At 39.4% G+C, this 18,867-nt stretch carries 16 protein-coding genes; 5 read left to right on the plus strand and 11 right to left on the minus strand.

Going from position 1 to position 18,867, the window contains the following annotated elements:
- Positions 1-15 precede the first annotated feature (15 nt).
- From artM to ACNARN_RS07430, 6 genes are all read right to left on the minus strand, one after another.
- The gene (gene artM / locus ACNARN_RS07405) at positions 16-684 is read right to left on the minus strand and encodes an arginine ABC transporter permease ArtM (protein ID WP_196533029.1); all 669 of its coding nucleotides are present in this window, start codon (positions 682-684) and stop codon (positions 16-18) included.
- Positions 684-1,388 carry an arginine ABC transporter permease ArtQ gene (gene artQ, locus ACNARN_RS07410; RefSeq protein ID WP_198620486.1) on the minus strand — a complete coding sequence of 235 codons (705 nt, stop codon included), beginning with the start codon at positions 1,386-1,388 and terminating at the stop codon, positions 684-686. The genes artM and artQ overlap by 1 nt, the downstream gene beginning before the upstream one ends.
- A 31-nt stretch (positions 1,389-1,419) precedes the next feature.
- A complete protein-coding gene (gene artJ / locus ACNARN_RS07415; RefSeq protein WP_023581291.1) occupies positions 1,420-2,154 on the minus strand; it encodes an arginine ABC transporter substrate-binding protein in 735 nt (244 codons plus the stop codon).
- A gap of 14 nt (positions 2,155-2,168) precedes the next feature.
- On the minus strand, positions 2,169-2,897 hold the full coding sequence (artP, locus tag ACNARN_RS07420; protein WP_109373499.1) for an arginine ABC transporter ATP-binding protein ArtP: 729 nt from the start codon (positions 2,895-2,897) through the stop codon (positions 2,169-2,171).
- A gap of 112 nt (positions 2,898-3,009) precedes the next feature.
- Positions 3,010-4,467, minus strand: a complete 1,458-nt coding sequence (locus ACNARN_RS07425) for a DUF2867 domain-containing protein (protein ID WP_416304300.1) — start codon at positions 4,465-4,467, stop codon at positions 3,010-3,012.
- A gap of 52 nt (positions 4,468-4,519) precedes the next feature.
- Positions 4,520-5,422, minus strand: coding sequence for a lysine exporter LysO family protein (locus ACNARN_RS07430; RefSeq protein ID WP_196533032.1), 903 nt, complete (start codon positions 5,420-5,422; stop codon positions 4,520-4,522).
- A 343-nt stretch (positions 5,423-5,765) separates the two neighbouring features.
- Here ACNARN_RS07430 and ACNARN_RS07435 point away from each other — a divergent pair, with 343 nt between their 5' ends.
- The 3 genes from ACNARN_RS07435 to macB all read left to right on the plus strand — a co-directional run bounded on the left by ACNARN_RS07435 (position 5,766) and on the right by macB (position 10,624).
- Positions 5,766-7,442 (plus strand): ATP-dependent nuclease, encoded by a 1,677-nt coding sequence (locus ACNARN_RS07435; RefSeq protein ID WP_198632268.1) that lies wholly within the window; start codon positions 5,766-5,768, stop codon positions 7,440-7,442.
- 120 nt (positions 7,443-7,562) lie between these two features.
- A complete protein-coding gene (gene macA, locus ACNARN_RS07440; RefSeq protein WP_198626156.1) occupies positions 7,563-8,672 on the plus strand; it encodes a macrolide transporter subunit MacA in 1,110 nt (369 codons plus the stop codon).
- On the plus strand, positions 8,672-10,624 hold the full coding sequence (gene macB / locus ACNARN_RS07445; RefSeq protein ID WP_198626157.1) for a macrolide ABC transporter ATP-binding protein/permease MacB: 1,953 nt from the start codon (positions 8,672-8,674) through the stop codon (positions 10,622-10,624). The genes macA and macB overlap by 1 nt, the downstream gene beginning before the upstream one ends.
- A gap of 137 nt (positions 10,625-10,761) precedes the next feature.
- On the opposite strand, the gene cspD is transcribed toward macB, so the two are convergent.
- Complete coding sequence (gene cspD, locus ACNARN_RS07450) at positions 10,762-10,971, minus strand: cold shock domain-containing protein CspD (protein ID WP_109373505.1); 210 nt, start codon at positions 10,969-10,971, stop codon at positions 10,762-10,764.
- Between the two features lie 288 nt (positions 10,972-11,259).
- On the opposite strand from cspD, the gene clpS reads away from it, so the two are divergent.
- Together clpS and clpA are read left to right on the plus strand one after the other, a co-directional pair.
- Complete coding sequence (clpS, locus tag ACNARN_RS07455) at positions 11,260-11,574, plus strand: ATP-dependent Clp protease adapter ClpS (RefSeq protein WP_109373506.1); 315 nt, start codon at positions 11,260-11,262, stop codon at positions 11,572-11,574.
- 30 nt (positions 11,575-11,604) lie between these two features.
- Complete coding sequence (gene clpA, locus ACNARN_RS07460) at positions 11,605-13,896, plus strand: ATP-dependent Clp protease ATP-binding subunit ClpA (RefSeq protein WP_198626158.1); 2,292 nt, start codon at positions 11,605-11,607, stop codon at positions 13,894-13,896.
- 124 nt (positions 13,897-14,020) lie between these two features.
- On the opposite strand, the gene infA is transcribed toward clpA, so the two are convergent.
- The 4 genes from infA to cydD form a co-directional block, all read right to left on the minus strand.
- The gene (gene infA / locus ACNARN_RS07465; protein ID WP_004244560.1) at positions 14,021-14,239 is read right to left on the minus strand and encodes a translation initiation factor IF-1; all 219 of its coding nucleotides are present in this window, start codon (positions 14,237-14,239) and stop codon (positions 14,021-14,023) included.
- Between the two features lie 340 nt (positions 14,240-14,579).
- On the minus strand, positions 14,580-15,272 hold the full coding sequence (aat, locus tag ACNARN_RS07470; RefSeq protein ID WP_198620491.1) for a leucyl/phenylalanyl-tRNA--protein transferase: 693 nt from the start codon (positions 15,270-15,272) through the stop codon (positions 14,580-14,582).
- Position 15,273: 1 nt separating this feature from the next.
- A complete protein-coding gene (gene cydC / locus ACNARN_RS07475; protein ID WP_198620492.1) occupies positions 15,274-17,025 on the minus strand; it encodes a heme ABC transporter ATP-binding protein/permease CydC in 1,752 nt (583 codons plus the stop codon).
- A gap of 2 nt (positions 17,026-17,027) precedes the next feature.
- Positions 17,028-18,797, minus strand: coding sequence for a heme ABC transporter permease/ATP-binding protein CydD (gene cydD, locus ACNARN_RS07480; RefSeq protein WP_198626161.1), 1,770 nt, complete (start codon positions 18,795-18,797; stop codon positions 17,028-17,030).
- Between the last annotated feature and the right edge of the window lie 70 nt (positions 18,798-18,867).

An 18,867-nucleotide genomic window follows, 5' to 3' on the forward strand; every position in this document is an offset into this window, starting at 1 on the left:
TCGGCTTACGCGTTTTTAATTACGATGTTCAAACTCTAAGGCTTTTTTCTCAATTAATCTCATTAAAAGTGTCAGTATTCCGTTGATACACAGATAAATAATACCTGCGGCAACAAAAACCATCACATCATAACTTTGACCAAAGACTTGTCGGCTATAACCTGTTAACTCAAGTAAGGTGATAGTACTGGCAAGTGAGGTACTTTTGAATATTAAGACTACTTCGTTTGAATACGATGAAAGCGCACGCTTAAATGCGTAAGGTAATATCACTCTTGCTGTTTGTACTGGTGACATTCCTAGCGCTTGGCAAGATTGCCATTGTCCTGACGGAATAGCTCTTACAGCACCATAGAAAAGTAAGGTTGAATAAGCCGCACTATTTAATGCTAATGTGACCATTGCACAAAACCATGGTGTTGATAATAACTCCCAAATCAACGGGAAGTTTTTCAACGCAGGAAATTGCCCAGGACCATAATAGATTAAGAAGAACTGCACCAATAATGGCGTACCAGTAAATAAGGTAATATAAGCTTTTACAATCGGGGTAATGATGGGAGTTTTTAATGCCAAGATAAAGGTCATTAATACCGATAAAGTAAATGCTACCAATAAAGCCACAAAAGTTAATGAAAGGCTTGTTGGTAATCCCGGTAAAATATCAACAATATAATCCCACATTATGAGGCACTCCGTTCAAATCGAGTTGTTCTCATTTCTAGCCATTTCAGGATATATTGACTGACTAATGTAATTGCTAAATAAATCAGAGCAACAATGCTATACCAAGTAAAAGGCTCTTGAGTTCTATTGGCGATACTTTGTGTTTGTAGCATTAAATCATTGACGCTGATTAATGAGACTAACGCGGTGTCTTTTAATAGAACTAACCACTGATTACCTAAACCTGGTAAAGCATGACGCCACATTTGAGGCATAATAAAACGTAAGAAAATAGTAATACGCCCCATGCCTAATGCTTGACCCGCTTCCCATTGTCCTGTTGGTACAGCTTTTAATGCGCCACGTAAAGTTTGTGAAGCATAAGAAGCATAAAGAAGTGAAAGGGCGATAACACCGCAATAGAAAGGTAAAGATTCAGTATCACCAAAATCAATTTGCAAGGTGAATGAACCTAATTCAATACCATCCATTAGCATCATGACACCTTGCAAGGTACCATAATAGACAAAAAGAACCACCAGCATTTCTGGTAGTCCTCTAATTAGTGTTACCCAGCATGTTCCTAAGAAAGCAAAGGCTTTCCATCTCGCGGATTCCCAAGCTGTAAACAGCATGGCAAGAACTAATCCGATAATAAGAGCAGAAATAGCAAGTGAGACCGTTGTGACGGCCGCACCTGCTAGAGTTGTTATTTCATTCATCTATTAAGCTATTGTTGTTATTGAAATATCGTTATTCAAACCATTTTTTATAAATGACATCATAGGTGCCATCAGCTTTTACTTCAGCTAATGCTTTATTTAATTTATCTTGTAAATCAGCATTGCCTTTTCTTACTGCGATTGCAAGACCAGTACCAAAATAGTTAGGATCTGCAACTTTGTCACCTACAATACCTAATTCAGGATTCTTTTTCAGCCATTCATTAACAACAGCTGTGTCACCAAAGATAGCTTCGATACGACCATTTTTCAGATCTAATACTGCATTTTGGTAACTGTCATAAGGAACCGTTTTCATCTCTTTGTGTTGTTCATTGATGAATTTCTGATGGGTTGTCCCATTCTGCACACCAATTTGCTTGCCTTTTAGGCTTGCAACATCAGAGATTTTACCTGTTACTGTGATAAATACTGCTGAGTTATCATAGTAAGAATCAGTGAAATCAACTTGTTTTTGACGCTCTGGCGTAATATCAATGCCTGCCATTAATGCTTCAAAACGACGGAATTTCAGACTAGGAATTAAACTATCAAATGACTGATTGGTAAAGGTACAATCAGCATTAATTTTTGCACACATTGCATTCGCTAAATCAACGTCAAATCCCACAATTTGATTATTCGCATCAATCATTTCAAATGGAGGATACGTTGCTTCCGTTGCAAAACGAATTGTCTCTTTCTCAGCCGCAGTTGCAGAAAGTGTAATACTGGTCAGAAGTGCTGCAAATAATATTTTTTTCATTGTCTGATCCTGATTTAGTGTGACAAGTAATTAGCAAAAGCTTCCGTTTGTGGAGCAGTGAAACGATAGTTATCACCTTGCTCTATAATACGGCCGTTTTCCATATATACAACTTTGCTCGCGGCTTTGCGTGCGATTTCAACTTCGTGGGTCACAATCACTTGTGTAATACCCGTTTCAGAAAGCTCTTTAATTATATCAACAACTTGAGCGGTAATTTCAGGATCTAATGCTGCCGTTGGCTCATCAAATAAGAGAACTTGAGGCTCCATCATTAATGCTCTAGCAATAGCAACACGTTGTTGCTGTCCCCCTGATAAATGCAGTGGGAAGCGTTCTGCGTATTCACTTAAACGTAAACGTTCAAGTAATTTCATTGCTTTTTCTTTGGCCTGTGGTTTTGATAAACCTAATACACGACAAGGTGCCTCAATTAAATTATCAAGAACCGTTAAATGTGGCCATAAATTGTATTGTTGAAATACCATGCCCACATTTTGGCGTAATGAACGAATTGCCTTTGCGTTGGGTTGTTGGCTAAAGTCAAAATGTAGACCCGCAATTTCTAATTCGCCTGAACGTGGCATTTCTAATAAATTAAGAACTCTCATTAGTGAGCTCTTACCTGCACCACTTGGTCCTAATAGAACCATTGTTTCACCAGCAGAGCATTCTAGATTAATATCATAGAGTGCTTGGTGCGAACCGTAGAAACAATTTATGTTTTTTAATTGAATACTCATGCGTTTTTTCTGAATAGTCATTAACTGGTTCAAATAATAAAACGGTAAGAATAATTATGCAACTAAAACTGCATAATAAAGTGGTTTTTTTACGTAAAAATGGGTAATTCGGCTATTTTTTTTCACTATTAGGTGAATTTTTATCCAGTTTGTAAGCGTTAGTACTTATTGTTTTAGCCATACCTTTGAAAATAAATAAGTGTGCTGGCATCATGGCAAACCAATAAAGTAATCCACTAAATCCTGCGGGATGCCACCAAGCACGAACATCTATTGAACGAAGATTACCACTGTCGTGGATCGTAAAAGAGAGTCTGCCTAAACCGGGTGCTTTCATTCCAAATAACAGTGTGAGCTGTTTTTCAGGCTCAAGTTTGATCACTCGCCAGCCGTCAATCATATCGCCAAGCTCTAATGTTTCTCTTGATGGGCGCCCATAAGTGACTTTATTTCCAGCGATATCATCCATAATGGCGCGTGTTTTCCATAGCGCATTACCATAGAAATAGCCTTGTTCTCCGCCAATTTGTTGCACTGTATGCCAAAGGGATGCCGCGCTTGCAGGTGTGGATACTGTGCAGCCTGCATTTTTAGGGTAATAACCATAACCGGGTTTCCAGCGACTACGGACAGCCGAAGAGTAACCCCAATCTTGGTTATCTAAAGCCGCTTCTTCATCAGCGAGTGTTTCTTTTACCGCATCATCAAATTTAATTAGAGATTGAGGAATAAGTTTACGTAATGGCGCATCGTTGGCAGGGAGATCATATTTAAGCCCTTGGATCAGTTCTTTGGCAATAGAGGTGGGCACAGACGTTATCATACTGATAAACCCTGCCGAAATTAAACTAGCTGGCATCGGAATGGGGATTAGCATCCGCTTTTTACCTGAAATTTTAATGAAGCGCTCAAAAAGGGTTTGATAGCTGATGTATTCAGGGCCACCAGCATCAAAAATTCGGTGCTGATGTGTAGGGTGATGAATAATTTCCGTTAAATAGTGAATTAAGTTTTTTAAGGCAATAGGGGAGGATTTTGAACGAACCCAGCGAGGTGGCGTAAGAATAGGAAGGTTATAAACCATATCACGCATAATTTCAAAGGCAGCAGAACCCGGTCCTACAATCATTGAGGTACGGATTTCTGTTACAGGAATGGTGCTGGTTCTTAAAACTTCACCTGTAAGTTTTCGTGCAATAAGATGAGGTGAATATTGCTGATCTTTATGTTGTAAGGCACTTAGAAAGATAATTTGTTGAACGTTTGAGCTTTCAAGTGCTTCAACAACATTTATGGCAGCTTGACGCTCTAGTTCAACTAGATTATGCGCATCTCCCATACTATGAACAAGATAATAGACAATATCGGTATCTTGCATCACCTTTTTAAGTGTTTCAGGATTGTGGAGATCGACAAAAATACAGCGTGTATTTTCCCAACCTTGAGACATCATCCAGTCAATTCTACGGGCACCTGCCGTGACTTGATGACCTTGTTTTATCAGAGCTGGAATAAGATTTTGACCAATATGTCCACTGGCACCAAGTACTAATACACGTTGTTGATTCATTGTTAATCCATTGTAAAAAGAGAACGTTATCGTTCTATTGTTACTGATTTTTCTATGAAGTAAAGAACGCCATCAAGATTGGTGTGATTAAACTTAACACGAATCCATGCACAATAGCTGCGGGAACGATGGCAACACCACCACTGCGTTGTAAAACAGGTAAGGTGAAGTCCATTGATGTTGAACCACAAATCCCTAATGCTGTATTTCTATAACGATTAACAATAATAGGAATAAGCATGATTGCCGCTAATTCTCGCATTAAGTCATTAAAGAAAGCGGTACTCCCGATAACGGGACCAAATGCATCTGTTAAGACAATGCCTGATAAAGAATACCAGCCATAACCTGATGCTATTGCTAATCCCATTTTCAAAGGTAATCCCAGTAAATAAGCGGCTAAAGCTCCACCTGCAAGGGCGCTAACGCCCATTACTACCGCGACTGTTGTACCTCGACGGTTAATTAAAATTTGTTTTGGGCTCATTCCGCTATTACGCAATTGTAACCCTACTAACCAAAGTAAGAAGATAAGCGCGCCTTGGCTGGCATGAGAGGCGTAATGAAAAATTGACCAGCCAGTTAATCCCACAAAAAAACCCACAACGACAACACCGCATAGTTGCAGTGATTCGAGCACCATTTTGATGCGTGATGGAGGCTTGGATTGCTTATGAGCAGGCACATGCCAAGGATCTTTTTTATCGAGTAACCATAAGAACACTAAGTTTGCGCCAAAGGTACATAAAAAGAAAACACTGGCATAAGCAAGAATGGAGACTAAGTTTTCACCAATATTATCTAGCATGGCTAAACTAACGCCCATTAGAAATAGGATAACGTAAACCATCGCGCTAAGTAGGCGGTTTGCTAGATGAAGCAATGGGCGATTGTTTAACTTAATCAAATATCCTACAAAAAGTGGAAGTAGGATAATCAATAACCCTGACAGCATTTCTATTCCTTACTGAGTGTGCTCAAATTATAAAATAAACTAATAACGTGAATTGGATTATAACATTTACTTATGATGTTGTGGATACAGAAATTAAGATAAGTCTAAAATATTTATTAAGGGTAATGAGCCTACCACGTTTAGGTGTAAGAGGCTTTAATTGTTTGAAATGCGAACGATTTGGGTATATATCGAATAGTTGAGTAAATTTTATTACGGCGCGCTTTAACTGTGATATTAATGAAAACATCCATTAAGTGAAATTATTAGCTGATTAAGCATAAAATTAAGATAGAAAGCATAAAATAAAACCAGAGCTTAGTCATAACTTGCGAGGGAATTTATGTATTTAGAAAGAGTGGAAATAGTTGGATTCCGTGGACTTAATCGTCTCTCATTACCTCTTGATATGAATACAGTCTTAGTGGGTGAAAATGCGTGGGGTAAAAGCTCATTACTTGATGCATTAACACTCAGTTTAGGTATTGAAACCTATCAATATGCATTTACACCTGAAGATTTCCATCGTTTGCCGAATGAACCTGAAGAAAATGGCAAAAAAAGCCTACAAATTATTTTAACGTTTACCGAATCTCGCCCAGGACGTCATCGTTCTTATCGTTTCCATAAAATAGCGCCTGTATGGGTTGAAAATGGTGACGATCTTAAACATATCTATTACCGTATCAGTGCTGAACTCGATGAGCAGAAAAATGTAAAAACATTCCGCTATTTTCTTGATAAAGAAGGAAAGCAAATTCGCTTACCTAATGGACAAACTCAAGAAATCATTGCAGAGATTGTTAGGCTTTATCCTGTCCTCCGCTTACAAGATGCGCGTTTTGTACGTGATCTTGCCTCTGACGTTATCGATTCTCACAACAGCCCTCATCGAGAAGCGTTTAATAACAAAATGAGCGAGTTAACCAAAGCGTTAGTCAAAAATCCTGACGAGTTATCAGATGAGGATTTACGTGAAGGCCTTGATGCAATGCAACAACTGTTAGGGCACTATTTTGCAGATCACGGTTCGTTGCTGTTCAAATCTCACTCTCGCCATAGCAAAGTCAACGAGCCTCATGTACGCGGCTGGCATGCGTTAGAAAATATCAATAAAGTGTTGGCAAAACCCAATCAGAGAAGTATTCGATTAATTATCTTGGGGATGTTTTCTTCTATTTTACAGTCTCGTGGTAGTGTTGCGCTGGATCCGTATGCAAGACCTATCGTGATTGTTGAAAACCCAGAAACGCGTTTACATCCTATTATGCTTTCGGTGGCTTGGGGATTACTCAATCTTTTCTCATTACAACGGATCACAACCACAAACTCAGGTGAACTGCTTTCACTAGCACCGTTGCAGAGCGTTTGCCGTTTAGTGCGTGATACCGATAAAGTTGCTGCTTACCGTGTTGGAGGTCAGCAACTACATTCTGATGAAGAGCGGCGTATCTCATTTCATATTCGTTATAACCGACCTTCTGCGTTATTTGCGCGTTGTTGGTTATTGGTAGAAGGTGAAACAGAGATTTGGTTAATGAACGAATTGGCAAGGCAATGTAATTATTTCTTTGAAGCGGAAGGAATAAAAGTCATTGAGTTTGCTCAATGTGGGCTTAAGCCATTATTAAAGTACGCAACTTATATGGGGATAGAATGGCATACCTTAGTGGATGGTGATGAAGCAGGTAAGAAATATGCCGCTACCGTTAAGGATTTTGCGTTAAAAAGCAATGATGCAGAGCGTGATAGATTAACGAAGCTTCCTGCGTTAGATATGGAACACTTTTTATACAAAGAAGGCTTTCGCAATGTATATCATGATGTCGCAGGTGTGCCAGATAATGAAAAATGGCCAACTCGACGCGTGATCATTAAAGCAATTCAACGTTCATCCAAGCCTGATCTCGCACTAATGGTGGCTAATAATGCGGCTCAACGTGGAGTAGACTCCATCCCTTCAATACTGAAAAGTATGTTTTCTCGTGTTGCATGGCTTGCCCGAGGCAAAGCGAATTAATTAAGTTCGCCAATAAGTGAATTATTGCGTAATTACTGATCTTAATATTGAGTTGTGGCATTAAGTTGCAACTCAATCTCACGGCTTTTATTTAGTCTTATTGTATTAGAAGGATATTTTATGGCTTTTTTATCTTTAAAAAAGCAAGGGAAAGTGATCACCCTTATTTTGATTATTGTGGCAATTGCGATGTATTTTTTCTGGCCGAGAGAAAATACACCCACCTATCAAACTCAAACAATTACACGCGGTGATCTGGCAAAAGAAGTGACCGCAACAGGTAAGCTTGATGCTGTGCGTAAAGTTGATGTCGGTGCGCAGGTTAGTGGTCAGCTACAAACTTTATATGTAAAAGAAGGGGATGTTGTTAAAAAAGGTGATTTATTGGCGATTATTGATCCTAAAAAAGCGCAAAATGATGTCATTGAATCTCAAGAAACAAACAATGAATTAAAAGCCAACCTTCAACAAGCACAGGCTGAATTGCGCTTGGCACAATTGACATATCAACGACAATTAAAGTTGATTGCTACCCATGTGATTGCACAAGAAGAGCTTGATCGCACTAAAACCGATGTTGAAGTGAAAAAAGCACGCATCATCACTTATGAAGCGCAAATTAAAAAGAACCAAGCGACTTTAGATACAGCAAAAACAAATCTGCAATATACGCGTATTACGGCACCTATGGATGGTGTTGTCACGTTTATTAAAACCCTTGAAGGTCAAACGGTGATTGCAGCGCAAGAAGCGCCGACTATTTTAACTTTAGCTGACTTAGACACAATGCTAGTAAAAGCAGAAGTATCAGAGGCAGATGTTATCTATTTAAAACCTGATCTCAGCGCCTCTTTTACCGTTCTAGGTGCGCCAGATAAAGCCTTTAGCGGTAAGTTAAAAGATATTTTACCCACACCTGAAAAAATTAATGATGCCATTTTTTACTATGCACGTTTCGAAGTGCCTAATGACCAACACTTATTACGTTTACAAATGACGGCACAAGTTAAAATTCTTATTGAAAATAAGAAAGATGTGCTTCTCGTCCCGCTTTCTGTATTAGGTGATGATGCTGGAATTAATGAATATTATGTTGATGTATTGGTTAATGGTCAGCCAGAAAGACGCACAGTAAAAATAGGAATGCGTACTGATGTTTATGCAGAAGTTCTCAGCGGATTGAAAGAAAACGATGAGGTTATTCTGGGTGAAACTTCAGGAGAAGCATGATGCCTGCATTATTAGAGCTCAATGAGGTTAGCCGTTTATATACTAATGGTGAAGAAGAAACCGTTGTTCTCAATAAAATTTCATTAACGATTAATGCCGGAGAAATGGTGGCGATTATTGGCGCTTCTGGCTCCGGTAAATCGACTTTAATGAATATTTTAGGTTGCTTAGATAAACCAAGTAGCGGTGAATACAAAGTTGCAGGTCAAAGTGTTGCGAAAATGGAAGGCGATCAACTTGCTGCATTACGCCGTGAGCATTTTGGTTTTATCTTCCAACGCTACCATTTAATGTCGCATTTAAATGCAGAACAGAATGTTGAAATTCCTGCAATTTATGCAGATAAAAATGCCACTCAAAGAAAAGAAAGGGCTCGTGAATTATTAACGCGCTTAGGATTAGGTGATCGCGTTGATTATCGCCCTAATCAACTCTCTGGCGGTCAACAACAGCGTGTAAGTATCGCTAGAGCATTAATGAATGGTGGTGAAGTCATTCTTGCTGATGAGCCGACAGGAGCATTGGATAGCCATTCTGGTAAAGAGGTGATGTCCATTCTTAAGCAATTAAATGAACAAGGGCATACGGTTATTATCGTAACCCATGATCCGTTAATTGCGGCACAGGCTGAGCGAATTATAGAAATAAAAGATGGTAAGATTATTAATGATAATTACCATCAAATAACAGCAAATAAAGTTAAAAAAGAGACAACCTCTGTTTTAGCTTCTTCTTATTTTTATTTAGGGCAAATATTTGGGCGTTTCACACAAGCATTAGATATGGCTTGGCGTGCAATGGTTGTGAATAAAGTACGCACTTTGCTAACGATGCTCGGCATTATTATTGGTATCGCCTCTGTCGTCACTATTATTGTGATTGGCGATGCAGCTAAAAGCATGGTGCTGGCAGATATAAAAGCTATTGGCTCTAATACTATTGATATCTATCCTGGGAAAGATTTCGGCAGTGATTCGCCTGAAGATAGGCAATCATTAACTATCCAAGATGTCTACGCACTAAAGCAACAATCCTACATACAAGCGGTGACACCACAGGTGCAATTTAGTACGCGATTACGTCGTGGAAATCAAGACTCACCTGCCACTGTTGCGGGTGTCAGTGATGATTATTTTTCTGTCTATGCCATGAAATTCGCTCAAGGACATTCATTTACACCTGATATGATCCAACGGCAAGCTCAAGTTGTAGTGATTGATCAAAATACATTACGCCGATTTTTTCCTACTAAAAAAGAGGTGATTGGTGAGCAAATTATTATCCGTAATATTCCCTCTACGATTATAGGGGTGGTTGCTGAACAAAAATCGAATTTTGGTGATAATAAGTCATTACGAGTATGGGTACCTTACAGCACATTAAATAGCCGAATTTTAAATCGGGCTTACCTTGATAACATCACAGTAAGGGCGAAAGAGGGCTATGATGCGAGTGTGGCAGAGCAGCAAATACTTCGCCTATTAACGATTAGACATGGTAAGAAAGATATTTTCACCTATAACATCGACAGCTTGTTGAAAGCCGCTGAAAAAACCACACAGACAATGCAACTGTTTCTGACATTAGTTGCTGTTATTTCGTTGGTGGTTGGTGGTATTGGTGTAATGAATATTATGTTGGTTTCCGTAACTGAAAGAACACGAGAAATAGGAATTAGAATGGCGGTTGGTGCCAGAGCGAGTGATGTGATGCAGCAATTTCTTATCGAATCAGTTTTGGTTTGTTTAGTGGGTGGATTATTAGGGATTGGTCTTTCATTTGGTATCGCAATGATTGCCAGTGTGATGTTGCCTGATTGGCATTTTGTTTTCCAGCCTATTGCCTTAGTCAGTGCGTTTATCTGTTCAACTGCTATTGGAATTATTTTCGGATTTTTACCTGCAAGAAGTGCAGCAAAAATGAATCCAATAGATGCTCTCGCGAGAGAATAACGCAAGCCATAAGATAAAAGCCCTTAATAGAAAGGGCTTTTATTTGAATGAATTAGGCATTCTTTTAAATTAAAAGTATCGAACTGCATTGTGTAAAAGGTATTTTTATTGGGTTTATCTATACTGTCAATTATCCTCTATTCAATAATAGGAATGATAAGGTCGGCATGATCACCTTTAGGTCCTTTTATCGTGCTATAATTAACTTTCTGTCCCGCTTTAAGTGTGCGGTAGCCTTCCATTCTAATTGTTGAATAGTGGGCAAAAATATCTTCGCCACCATTTGCCGGGGTAATAAAACCAAAACCCTTAGCATTATTGAACCACTTTACTGTACCTGTCTCCATACTTAGCTTCTCTCATATACTTGTATTTATTTGTTTAACATCACTTTCAGTATATTTACTGAGCTGTTCATAAAACATACTCTATTTTATTGTTTAAGTCGTCAAGAGGTGAAGGGGATAGAAAGTGTTTCAATGAGGCGAAATTTTGATGTAGCTAACGCTTTGTTATTTTTTGGATGTAAAAAGAGGGAATAAAAAAGCGTTGATAGGCAGACTTTCCTGTGAGATGGTAAACTAAATGTCATAATTGAAAGTGACGTTTAACAAAACTATGAGTAATGCAAAACAATGGGTCAGTTTGATTTTTTAACAGAAACCACGTTAAGGGATGATGTTCATCAGCTAAATGAGCCACCAGCAATGTATAAGGTGATCTTGAATAATGATGATTACACCCCCATGGATTTTGTTGTAGAAGTGCTTACGATGTATTTTTTCCTTAGCGAGGAAAAAGCAACGCAAATTATGTTGGACGTTCATCATAAAGGAAAAGGAGTTTGTGGGGTTTATAGTGCGGATATTGCCGAAACAAAAGTGGCTCAAGTTAATCTGTATGCAAGAGAAAACGAATACCCACTTTTGTGCACTCTTGAACAGGCATAATCCGGTTAGTTTTTTAAGGAGGAGGTGCTTATGCTTAATCACGAATTAGAGCTGAGTCTTAATGTTGCATTCGCGAAAGCCCGTGATAACAGACACGAATTTATGACTGTAGAGCACCTGTTGTTGGCGCTATTAAGTAATAAATCGGCACGCGAAGCATTGGAAGCTTGTAAAGTCGATCTAGTAGTCTTACGCGAAGAACTTGAAGTCTTTATTCGTAAAACGACCCCAATTCTGCCTGAAAATGTGGACAGAGAAACACAGCCAACGCTGAGTTTTCAGCGTGTATTACAGCGCGCTGTTTTTCATGTTCAATCATCAGGCAAAAATGAAGTCTCTGGCGCTAATGTGCTGGTGGCTATTTTTAGTGAACAAGAGTCTCACGCAGCTTACTTATTACGTAAACACGACGTTAGTCGCCTTGATGTCGTTAACTTTATTTCTCATGGCATTTCAAAAGAAGATCAACAAAACGAAGATCTTTCTGACATGAATGATATGAACGCACAATCTCAACAAGAGATGCCTCAAGGTGACGATCATATGGATAATTTTACCACTAACCTTAATCAGTTAGCGCGCCAAGGTAAAATTGATCCTCTAATTGGGCGCCAAGCTGAATTAGAAAGAACAATCCAAGTGTTATGCCGCCGTCGCAAGAATAACCCATTATTAGTGGGCGAATCGGGTGTCGGTAAAACAGCTATCGCAGAAGGGCTTGCATGGCGTATTGAGCAAGATGATGTACCTGATGTGATGAAAGGTTACACGATTTACTCACTCGATATTGGTTCGCTATTAGCGGGAACAAAATATCGTGGCGATTTCGAAAAACGGTTTAAAGCATTACTGAAAACCCTAGAAAAAGATGAAAAAAGCATCTTATTCATTGATGAGATCCACACCATTATTGGTGCAGGAGCAGCATCGGGGGGACAAGTTGATGCGGCAAATTTAATTAAGCCTTTACTGTCAGGTGGTCGAATTCGCGTTATAGGCTCTACGACTTATCAGGAATTTAGCAATATCTTTGAAAAAGACAGAGCACTTGCTCGTCGTTTCCAAAAAATTGATGTGACTGAGCCATCTCCAGATGAGACGGTTTTGATCATTAAAGGATTGCGCCAGAAATACGAAGCGCACCATGATGTACGTTATACCAATAAAGCGATTCAGGCCGCGGTGGACTTATCGGTTAAATACATCACCGATAGACATCTACCTGATAAAGCTATTGATGTCATCGACGAAGCAGGTGCAAAAACACGTTTAGTTGCACCAAGCAAACGTAAGAAAACCATTAATGTCTCTGATATTGAGTCGGTCGTGGCTAAAATTGCACGAATTCCTGAAAAAACAGTTTCTAGCAGTGATAAATCAATGCTGAAAAATCTCGATAACCAATTAAAAATGTTGGTATTCGGTCAGGATCAAGCAATTCATGCCTTATCTGAATCGATTAAGATGAGCCGTGCAGGATTAAGCCAAGATAATAAACCCGTGGGGTCGTTCTTATTTGCTGGTCCTACGGGGGTAGGTAAAACGGAAGTCACTGTACAGTTAGCAAACGCATTAAATGTAAAACTGTTACGTTTTGATATGTCGGAATATATGGAAAGACATACGGTCAGTCGTTTAATTGGTGCTCCTCCTGGTTATGTTGGTTTTGATCAAGGTGGATTATTAACAGACGCTGTCATTAAAAACCCATATTCTGTTGTGTTACTTGATGAAATTGAGAAAGCACACCCTGATGTATTCAATATCCTGTTACAGGTAATGGATAACGGTACATTAACTGATAACAATGGACGTAAAGCAGATTTTCGTAATGTTATTTTAGTGATGACAACCAATGCGGGTGTACGTGAAACTCAACGTAAATCGATTGGGTTTACAGAGCAAGATAACAGTACTGATGCGATGGTTGAAATCAAAAAAGCCTTCTCACCAGAGTTCCGTAACCGTTTAGATAGTATTATTTGGTTTAATGCATTATCACCAGAAATTATCTCTATGGTGGTGGATAAATTTATTGTCGAACTGCAAGTGCAGTTAGATGATAAAGGGGTATCTCTAGAAGTTAGCCAAGAAGCACGTCAATGGTTATGTGATAAAGGTTATGACAGAGCGATGGGCGCAAGGCCAATGGCGCGTGTTATTCAAGAAAACTTGAAAAAACCATTAGCTAACGAGATTTTATTTGGTTCTCTTGTTAATGGTGGTTCAGTTTCTGTAACACTAGATAAGCTGGCAGGCAAATTGAATTATGAGTTTGTTAGCCAAGAAAAATTAGCTAAGAATGAAGATACCGTTATCTAAGGATAGCGGTTAATCTCACTAAGCTATAAAAGCATACACCACAGGTGAGCATCAATAAATGCCTTGCCTGTGGTGTTTTTTTTTCACCCGTTATATGACAATAGCGGGAGAGAACAGATTGGGATCAACGGCTACGGAAGATGATACGGCCTTTGCTCAGGTCATATGGGGTCAGCTCAACGGTAACCTTGTCGCCTGTCAGGATACGAATATAGTTTTTACGCATTTTTCCTGAGATATGAGCGGTAACGACGTGTCCGTTTTCTAATTCAACGCGGAACATCGTGTTTGGCAGAGTATCCAGTACAGTGCCTTGCATTTCAATGTTGTCTTCTTTGGCCATCTAATCCTCTAAGTTTTAATAACCATATTTTTTAAACGGCAAGATAATGCCGAAAATATTGTCCTATGTAAAGGAATGTTATTGGATAGCAATGGTGTTCACCTTGCTATTGCACTTAACATCCTTACCGCAACTTGCGTTTTACTTTGCTAAAGTAAAAGTAATAACAGAAGTCGTAATTCTTTATTTTGTGGTATTTGTAGCAATAAAATAACAGCACCCAAACCACATAATGGGTGTGTAAGATAAAATTTTTGTATAAACCTTTTTTGCATAAATAACAGAATGGCATTCTCGATTCTGTCTTAAATAAGAAGGGCTTTACAAAAACAAGCAGTGATTATAATTCCAACGATTGCTGATACCAACACTTTTTATCAATAATCACTTTTTTCCAACGAGATAACGCAACTAAATAATGTTCACGAGAGATCTCAGTGGCACCTAACGAGGCAGTATGAGAGTTTAGCACCTGACAATCAAATAGTTGACCCCCATAACGAAGAAAATGGTTATAAAAAGCAATAAAGGCACATTTAGAGGCGTTATCTCTACGGCTAAACATAGATTCGCCACAAAAAACGGCACCCATGTTTACACCATATAATCCTCCAACGAGTTCATCACCTTCCCAAACCTCAACAGAGTGAGCTTCACCTTGTTGATGAAGCCCTTCATAACCTGTTTTTATATCAGGGCCTATCCACGTACCTTCTTCACGTACAGAACAAGCCTCAATAACTGAAGCAAAGGCATGATTTAACGTGATTTTATAAGGCTGGTGCCGAATAAATTTACGTAAACTGCGCCCAATATGCAAATCACCAGCCGGTAAAACGGCCCTTGGATCAGGTGACCACCAAAGTGGTTCTTCATAAGGAAAGTACCAAGGGAAAATACCCGATTGATACGCAACACGTAATCGTGAAAGGGAGATTTCTCCCCCTATCGCTAATAAACCATTAGGCTCTTTTAAAGCTAAGTGAGGCTCTGGAAAATCTAAATCATTATCATCCAATTGAAACAACGGCATATTATGCCTCGTGCGTTGGTGTTAATAGAGCCTGTCTTTGATGAAATTTAGCATAATGCCCTTGTTGTTGTAACAATGAAGCATGAGTGCCTGTTTCAACGATTTTTCCGCCATCCATAACGCAGATTTTATCCATTTTATCTAAACCGTGAAGTCTGTGTGTGATCATTAATACAGCTTTACCTTGGCAATGCTGATGCAAGAGTGCAAGGATTTGCTGTTCTGTATCGGCATCAAGGCCTTCTGTTGGCTCATCAAGCAATACAAGAGGTGCATTATGGAGTAGGGCTCTTGCAAGTCCTAAACGTCGCTGTTCGCCACCAGAGAGCTGTCTACCACCATCACCCATCCATGCATTTAAGCCTTCCTCATTTTCAAGTAGTTGCCCAAGACCAACTTGCTGAAGAACATGTTTAATCTCTTCATCTGTTGCATCTTCTTTAGCCATTGTTAAGTTTTCTCTTAATGTATGACTAAAAACATGAACACGTTGAGGAACAACTGACATCATTGAACGTAATGTCGCTTCATCATAATCAGCAATAGGCAGATTATTTAAACTGATAGTGCCGTGAGTCGGATCAAAAGCTCGATTGATCAACTGCAATAGCGTCGATTTACCACACCCTGTTTTTCCTAGTAATGCAATGTGTTGTCCAGCTTCAATCGTTAAATCAACATGATTGATCACTTGCATTGGTTGGGCTGGATAAGTAAAGCAAATATTGTGCATTGTAAGTGTGGCGCGATTATTTTTTTCTCCCCCTTTTTCAGGGAAAGTGACATCGGGTTTTTGCTCAATTAAATGAGAAATTCGTGTTGCTGATGTCATCACTTGTCCTAAATGCTGGAAAGCGACAGTAACAGGCGCTAAAGATTCAAATGCTGCCAATGCACAGAACGTAAATAAGGCAATTAACGCTTCTGGCATAAAGCTATTGTCGATACCATCAGCCGCCAGCCATAAAATTAATGTTGCTGTTAGGCCTGATGCGAGGATCATCAATGATTGCGATAAACCAGTTAAGTTTGCTTGTTGTGCTTGTCTATGTAGCCATTTAGCTTCAAGTTGCGCCAGATTTTGTCTAAAACGAGGTAATGCACCAAAAACAGTTAGCTCGGCTTGTCCTTGCAACATGCTAGTTAATACTGTGCGGTATTGACCTCGTAAATCGGTGAGATCACGACCAATAGGTTTACCCGCGTAGTAGAATACGAAAGGCAAAACAATCAGCAAGGTAAGCATAATGCCACCTAGCGTATTGGCTAAACGTGCATCGATTAAACCAAGGCCAAACATAATTGTCATAATGACAACAAAAGCGGCAATGATAGGGGAAATAACGCGAATATAAAGATGATCGAGCGTTTCAACATCAGCAACTAAGCGGTTTAGTAACTCACCTTGACGAAAACGTGCAATTCCACCTGGCGAAAGAGGGAGGATCTTTTTAAAGGTGAATACACGTAGGTGCGATAATACGCGAAACGTTGCGTCATGGCTGACAAGCCTTTCAAAATAACGACCCGCAGTACGAAAAATTGCAGCACCTCGAACACCCGCTGCTGGTAGCATATAGTTAAAGCTATAAATACCCGCAAAACCCGCAAGAGAAGTACCTGCTAAAAACCAGCCCGATAGTGTTAAAAGACCAATACTCGCCAGTAACGTCAGAATTGCAAGGATAATCCCCAGCAATAACATAAACCAGTGACGTCGATAGAGCGCAAGAAAAGGAAGCAATACTCTCATGATTAAAGTTCCTCTTTACGATGAGCAAGAAGGCGAGCAAAAGTGCCGTTCTGTTGGCTTAATGATGCATAAGTGCCAGTTTCAATAATCTGACCTTTTTCCATCACCCAAATTTGGTCGTAACCCAATGTTTCTTCAAGTAGATGGGTAATAAGCAAGGTTGTTTGATTTAATGAAGCGTTATTAAGCGCATGCATGACACGTTGTTCACTATGAGAATCAAGGCTTGCTGCGGGTTCATCTAATAACAAAAATTGACAAGGCGACAATAAAGCACGAGCAACAGCAATACGCTGAGCCTGACCAACAGAAAGGCGTGCAGCACTATCGCCAATAATCGTATTTAAGCCGTCAGGTAACTCATTAATAAAATCGCTGACATACGCTTTTTCAATGGCAAGATTGATTTGTTCATTGCTGGCATTAGGATTACTTAAGCGAATATTATCTAGCAAGGTTTGTTCTGGTAAATTAGGATTTTGACCAACCCAGCTTAAACATTGACGCCATGCTTCAGGTGAGAGTTGCGTCAATTCAACGCCATTAACTTTTAATGAGCCACGATAAGGTAAAAAGCCGAGTAGCGCATTTAATAGCGAGCTTTTGCCTGCACCACTTAGACCCACAATCGCAATTCGTTGATTAGGGTTAATGGTAAAGTTTAATGGACCTGCGAGTTTAACACCTTGATGAGATAGAATTTCTAGTTCATGAGCTGTAATCTCAATACTTTCTGTTGTGTCGATGCGCTCATTACCTGTGAATTGTGGTTTTTCACCATCGGCTTCTAAAAATTCAACCAGAGATTCTGCGGCGCCAATGGCTTGTGCTTTGGCATGATAGTAAGTTCCTAAATCACGCAAAGGTTGAAAAAATTCAGGGGCTAAGATCAGTGCTAAAAAGCCTGAGAATAGTGTGACACCTAAGCCATAACTACCGAAACTAAGTTCACCTAAGTAAGAAAAACCAAAGTAAACAGCCACAACAGCGATAGAAACAGCGGTAAAGAATTCCAATACGCCTGACGAAAGAAATGCCATTCTTAGCACTTCCATTGTACGTTTGCGGAAATCTTCTGTTGCTTCGGTGATTTGTTTAACTTCTGCATTACCACGGTTAAATAACCGTAATGTATCTAGCCCTCTTAATCTATCTAGGAAGTTACCACTTAAACGACCTAATGCGAGGAAGTTTCTGCGGTTAGCATCTGCTGCACCTAATCCAACTAATGCCATAAATAGCGGGATCAGTGGGGCGGTGAAAAATAGAATCAAGGCAGCAGCCCAGTTAACAGGGAAAATGGTGATAAGGATAAGAATAGGCACAATAGTAGAAAGATACATTTGCGGAATATAACGCGCATAGTAATCTTGCATATCTTCTATTTGCTCTAGAATAATTGTTGCCCAACTCCCTGCGGGTTTGCCTTTAACCCAAACAGGACCTAGCTCTTCAAGTTTATCAAGCACAATTTTACGAATTTGTTGCCTGACTGCCATACCACATCGATAACCTACACGCTCTCTTATCGCCATCACTACAGCGCGTAAGATAAAAATACCAATAAGGGTGAGAAAGGTAGGTATATGTATATCACGACTCAGACTGTCCATGATAAATGCTTGAAGTAAAACAGCTAATAACCATGCTTGTGCAATAATTAATAAACCGCTTACAACACCTAAGATCATTGATAGCCGTAGCCATCGGCGGGCTGGAGCACTTTGCTGTTTCAGCCATCGAACCAATTCACTTTGTTTAGTTTTATCCATAAGAAAAGATTCAAATTTGCAGGTGAGATACACAGTATCAGAAAGGCCAAGGGTAAGTAGTTATACGCTT

It is taken from the genome of Proteus sp. TSJ240517 (assembly GCF_047921575.1).
GTDB lineage: Bacteria > Pseudomonadota > Gammaproteobacteria > Enterobacterales > Enterobacteriaceae > Proteus.

Excerpts from the sequence above, each read along its gene's own strand:
- artM (WP_196533029.1), bottom strand. The coding sequence starts at position 684 with ATGTGGGATTATATTGTTGATATTTTACCGGGATTACCAACAAGCCTT.
- artQ (WP_198620486.1), bottom strand. The coding sequence starts at position 1,388 with ATGAATGAAATAACAACTCTAGCAGGTGCGGCCGTCACAACGGTCTCA.
- artJ (WP_023581291.1), bottom strand. The coding sequence starts at position 2,154 with ATGAAAAAAATATTATTTGCAGCACTTCTGACCAGTATTACACTTTCT.
- artP (WP_109373499.1), bottom strand. The coding sequence starts at position 2,897 with ATGAGTATTCAATTAAAAAACATAAATTGTTTCTACGGTTCGCACCAA.
- ACNARN_RS07425 (WP_416304300.1), bottom strand. The coding sequence starts at position 4,467 with ATGAATCAACAACGTGTATTAGTACTTGGTGCCAGTGGACATATTGGT.
- ACNARN_RS07430 (WP_196533032.1), bottom strand. The coding sequence starts at position 5,422 with ATGCTGTCAGGGTTATTGATTATCCTACTTCCACTTTTTGTAGGATAT.
- ACNARN_RS07435 (WP_198632268.1), top strand. The coding sequence starts at position 5,766 with ATGTATTTAGAAAGAGTGGAAATAGTTGGATTCCGTGGACTTAATCGT.
- macA (WP_198626156.1), top strand. The coding sequence starts at position 7,563 with ATGGCTTTTTTATCTTTAAAAAAGCAAGGGAAAGTGATCACCCTTATT.
- macB (WP_198626157.1), top strand. The coding sequence starts at position 8,672 with ATGCCTGCATTATTAGAGCTCAATGAGGTTAGCCGTTTATATACTAAT.
- cspD (WP_109373505.1), bottom strand. The coding sequence starts at position 10,971 with ATGGAGACAGGTACAGTAAAGTGGTTCAATAATGCTAAGGGTTTTGGT.
- clpS (WP_109373506.1), top strand. The coding sequence starts at position 11,260 with ATGGGTCAGTTTGATTTTTTAACAGAAACCACGTTAAGGGATGATGTT.
- clpA (WP_198626158.1), top strand. The coding sequence starts at position 11,605 with ATGCTTAATCACGAATTAGAGCTGAGTCTTAATGTTGCATTCGCGAAA.
- infA (WP_004244560.1), bottom strand. The coding sequence starts at position 14,239 with ATGGCCAAAGAAGACAACATTGAAATGCAAGGCACTGTACTGGATACT.
- aat (WP_198620491.1), bottom strand. The coding sequence starts at position 15,272 with ATGCCGTTGTTTCAATTGGATGATAATGATTTAGATTTTCCAGAGCCT.
- cydC (WP_198620492.1), bottom strand. The coding sequence starts at position 17,025 with ATGAGAGTATTGCTTCCTTTTCTTGCGCTCTATCGACGTCACTGGTTT.
- cydD (WP_198626161.1), bottom strand. The coding sequence starts at position 18,797 with ATGGATAAAACTAAACAAAGTGAATTGGTTCGATGGCTGAAACAGCAA.